Source organism: Oribacterium sp. P9, assembly GCF_046365365.1.
Classification (GTDB): Bacteria; Bacillota; Clostridia; order Lachnospirales; family Lachnospiraceae; genus Oribacterium.
In genome coordinates, this window is record NZ_JBKEIS010000035.1 from 1 (window position 1) to 4,245 (window position 4,245).

The following is a 4,245-nucleotide window of genomic DNA, read 5'->3' on the forward strand; positions in this document are numbered from 1 at the left end:
AGCCAGCGCGATCATCTACAGCCTGGCGCAGACAGCAAAACTTAACAACCTGAGTGTCTTCAAGTATCTGCAGGCGGTACTCCTTTACATGCCGGACTACGTTCATGAGCCCGAGGGCATGGAAGAGCTGATGCCATGGTCAGATAAGATGAAGAAACTCTGTGCAATAGACACGAAGGCAACTATCGAAGACAAGGATGGAAACCCAAAGATCTCACGGTAGTAAGTTAGCGCGCTCAGCTAACACTGAGCGCTTACTGTTTATCATATAACAACAGCGCCTCACAACTGTATATTATGAGACGCTGTTGCTTTGATTATTTAGAAATTTCGATAGAATATTTCTTTTGAGCAGCGGTCCATCTTTCGTTCCACTCGTTCATGATTTCATCGAATGACTTATCATTTAAAAAAGCATGCTCTACAATATCCTGTCCTTTTGCATTTCCATTAGCATTAAACAGAAGTCCTGTTTCAGTATTGAGTGAGCCAAAGAATGTCTCCTCACCCGCCAAGGCCGGAATATCCTCAAGAAACTCACATTCGCTTAATGCACTATAAAACTCTGGGCTTTTACCAGACTTCAAGACTGCCAGTCCACCTTCGCCATAGTCGTAGCCTGATTCATGGATAAGCCACTTCATATAAATCATAGATGCAATCTGCTCATCATTTGTAGAATTCTTATTAATGCCATAGCTATAGTCACCGTTTACGCTTACATACTGTTTTCCGTCAACAGTAATAGGGAACGGCATAAAGCCTACATCTTCTGGATGCTCACCTGCATCCATAGCTTGAACAACTCCCCAAGAAGGGAAAGCTAATACACCAATCTCACCATTATTAAGCATTCCGTAAGAAAGTGCCTCGCTTGTTGTAGTATAGTCTTCTTCTGTAAGTCCTTGATTGACTGCATCATAAAGAATTTTATAGACTGCATATGGATGGGTTCCATCGCCATTATCAGCAAATGGGTTCTCAGTATGCACAATAACCTGATTGATATATGTTGGATCACCAGTTGCATTGATTCCCATATACGCATCCCAGCAACTCATTGGCCATTCGTCCGCATAATTTGTATAAAGCGGAATTGCATCTGTATTCTTTCTAATTGCAGAAAGAGCGTCCATAAACTGTTCTGGAGTCTTTGGAAGATCAGAAATACCAGCATCTTCAAAGACTTTTTTGTTATACATTAATCCATTAGCATTTCCTGTTGAAGCTAGGCCATAGATATTTCCATCATATGCCCACGCCCCAGTATAGTTGTATGTCTGAGATAATACATCCTCTGTACCAAGAGCAATAAAATACTCACCAACCTTATTTTTTTCCAATCCGACTGGGATCATCATAATATCTCCCCAATCAGTATTACTATTTAAGTATACAAGAACACTTGCTTCATAGTCATCAACGCCTTCATAAGTGACATTAATTCCCGGGTACATTTTTCTAAACTCTTCAGCATATCCGTTGAGTTTATCCATGATATCTGTTCTGAAAGTCAGCACTGTAATATTGACCTTTAAATCTTTATAGTCCTCACCAAGCTTTATCTGGTCAATAGTAGGAATACCTTGTTCACTCATTGCTGGTGTTTCGCTCTGCTTTCCGCAGCCTGCAACAAAAGTAATAACTAATAGCAAGATTGCTAAAACTGATAACAATTTCTTCTTCATTCGTAATTTCTCCTTTATCCTATTAGTCTTCGAAAGCATCCCCACAAGATGCTTTTCTGGCTTTTTTAAAAGCTGCTCCATCCTTTTTCACGACAAACTGTGTTTTCAAACCTTCCTGAGTACATAACTGAAGCGTAATTTTACCCGGCTCTTTAATTGGATGTCTAAGAATTCTCTTCGAAGCGTGTGCGGTAGGCATCTTTGAAACAGCTAAAAATGAGAATTTTTCATCCTCATATGGAACGTCACCATCTTTGAGCATTTTGTGCAATTTGCCTCTTGATACTCTTGTTGTAAAATGACACCAATCGTCTATAGGAATTGGGCAAGTGTGATTAGCTGTACAAGGAGCCACAACATTTCCACCGGCTTTAACTAACATATCCTTCGCAAAACGGATTTGACTAAAACCGACTGGAGTTCCTGGTTCAACAATAAGCAAAATCTTATTTGTTGCCTTCCACAATTCTTGCAAAACTCGTTTTCTATTGGTTTCGTCTAATTCATTTAGCGCATATGAAGCAACAACTAAATCTGCTTTTCCAGTTATTGAGCTACTTGAGAAATCCTGCCTTACCCATCTTGCCTTAGCAAGATTGTGGTCAATTTGTGCTAACTTCTGACCATATTCAATCATAGAAGGCTCTCTCTCAATGCAGGTAAACTGTAAATCATTTTTAAGTACCGAAGTTGCCGCCCAACTTGCAGTACCAGTACCTGCACCGATATCCATAACACTAGATATCTCACCATCATAATAATCCATTGTATACTCTAAGGCAGAACTAACTGCGCCAAATGTGGCTGGCATTCTAACAATAGCATAAGCAGCTGTTTCAATATTTTTAGTAACAAGTCTTCGTCCCTGTCCACTTTCATTTTTATAACGATCAGTGAGTGCCTGGGCAGCATTCTTTAACTGTGCCTGCTTGTAACCAGATGCTAAATTCGTAATGGCATCACGGAGTTGAAGTGGCATATCCATAATTAGTTTCCTCCTAAATCATTAGTATTCGCTGTTGATAACCCATTATATATACGTTTTTGAAATACCAAAAACAAAATTGTGGTTGGCAAAATTGCCAAAATAACACCTGCACAGATAATATTATATTTTGTACCATATGGTGCAGCATATGAATACAAAAGCGTTGTTATAGTGCTATACTTGTTCTTATTTAGCAAGTATAAATTAACGATGTAATACTCGTTATATACAAAAATAGTCTTGATAATGGTTGTTGTCAAAAATGCTTGTTTCAATAGCGGGAGATGTATTTTAAAAAACACTTTGCCCAGACTACATCCATCAAGTACAGCAGCTTCATCAATTGCATTTGGAATAACACCATAATAACGTGAAAATATTGCAACGGAAACAATATCCACACCCGACACCAACAATATGTAACCATATATGGTATTCACCAAATGCATGGCAGACATCATTTTGAATACATATACCTGCATAGACATTGCTGGAACAAATGTTAAAGCAGACACTCCCACTAATAATATTTTCTTTCCTTTAAATTGAAACCTACACACAATGTATGCCACCATTGCACTAAGCAAAGATGATATTGTAGTCGCAAACAAAACAATAATCATCGTAATAATCAGTGCTTTATAGTAGCCTCCGCTTAAAACAGTTTTATAATTCTGCACTCCATCCACTACATTCGGTAAATAAAAGAATGGTTGTTGCAAAAGATCTTTTTCTGATTTAAGTGAAGTTAATACACATGAAAGCAACGGAACTGCGGCAATAAAAGACACTATCAGCAAAAAAACATACTGTATTACTGAAATAATTCTTGATTTTAAAAGGGTCATTGTTCAATCCCCCTTTTATTTTCATATATCCTAGCCAAAAATTTCGGTACTTCCAGAAGTAATAAGGAAAATAGTGCAATTTGCAACAACAAAATAATTACCATTGCACTTGCTAATCCAATTTTTCTTTCTGTAAAAGCAATTCGATAAATCAAGGTCATATATGTAGCTGTGCCGTTTGCTCCACCAGATGCAATTGCGTAGGGCAATTCAAACTCACTTAACGAACTAACTACTGATAACATGATGCGGGTGTCAAAAGTATAAAATGACACCTCATTGACATTATAGTAACCGTTTTCCGTACCTTGACAACTGAATACGATCTTGAAACATAAATCGCCGGAAAACCGCGATTTTATGCGGATGAAAGGGTATAATAGAAGTATCTTAAAACCATATCTTCGAGGTATCTAATCATGTCGTTTGTCCCTAATGATCATCAGCAGCTCTCTCTTTTTGATTCCCTTGGCTTCCTTTCCCAAAGGAAACGCCGGATGCTGGAAAATTCCTGGGCGGAAACTTTTTCCTCACACATTTTTACGCATATCGATGAGCATATCTTCGCACCGCTTTACAGGCGCATTGGGGCCAGGCACCATAAACTCGAGTTTAGAATATTTTAACAAAAACTTAACGGTGCCTGGCCCCAATGTCACAATCAAGTCTACGATGATAATCGCTGGTGGATGCCACAGTATCAGGGAACCGAAAGGAGGGT

General features: G+C 38.5%; 6 protein-coding genes. 1 reads left to right on the top strand and 5 read right to left on the bottom strand.

The annotated features are described in order from the left end of the window. Positions 1-223: transposase domain-containing protein (locus ACK8P7_RS10785; protein ID WP_410044202.1), on the top strand; the 223-nt coding region annotated here is incomplete at its 5' end. Between the two features lie 94 nt (positions 224-317). On the opposite strand, the gene ACK8P7_RS10790 is transcribed toward ACK8P7_RS10785, so the two are convergent. The 5 genes from ACK8P7_RS10790 to ACK8P7_RS10810 form a co-directional block, all read right to left on the bottom strand. Next, positions 318-1,688, bottom strand: a complete 1,371-nt coding sequence (locus ACK8P7_RS10790) for an ABC transporter substrate-binding protein (RefSeq protein ID WP_410044203.1) — start codon at positions 1,686-1,688, stop codon at positions 318-320. Between the two features lie 22 nt (positions 1,689-1,710). Continuing rightward, complete coding sequence (locus ACK8P7_RS10795; RefSeq protein ID WP_320864744.1) at positions 1,711-2,673, bottom strand: small ribosomal subunit Rsm22 family protein; 963 nt, start codon at positions 2,671-2,673, stop codon at positions 1,711-1,713. Between the two features lie 2 nt (positions 2,674-2,675). Then, positions 2,676-3,524 (bottom strand): carbohydrate ABC transporter permease, encoded by an 849-nt coding sequence (locus ACK8P7_RS10800; RefSeq protein WP_410044204.1) that lies wholly within the window; start codon positions 3,522-3,524, stop codon positions 2,676-2,678. Continuing rightward, positions 3,521-3,799 (bottom strand): hypothetical protein, encoded by a 279-nt coding sequence (locus ACK8P7_RS10805; protein WP_410044205.1) that lies wholly within the window; start codon positions 3,797-3,799, stop codon positions 3,521-3,523. Before ACK8P7_RS10805 ends, ACK8P7_RS10800 begins: the two co-directional genes overlap by 4 nt. 255 nt (positions 3,800-4,054) lie before the next feature. Further along, positions 4,055-4,245 (bottom strand): hypothetical protein (locus tag ACK8P7_RS10810; protein ID WP_410044206.1); only part of this gene is annotated, 191 nt, incomplete at its 5' end.

What these genes read in the sequence shown, in the direction of transcription:
- ACK8P7_RS10790 (WP_410044203.1), bottom strand. Translation starts at nt 1,688, where the DNA reads ATGAAGAAGAAATTGTTATCAGTTTTAGCAATCTTGCTATTAGTTATT.
- ACK8P7_RS10795 (WP_320864744.1), bottom strand. Translation starts at nt 2,673, where the DNA reads ATGGATATGCCACTTCAACTCCGTGATGCCATTACGAATTTAGCATCT.
- ACK8P7_RS10800 (WP_410044204.1), bottom strand. Translation starts at nt 3,524, where the DNA reads ATGACCCTTTTAAAATCAAGAATTATTTCAGTAATACAGTATGTTTTT.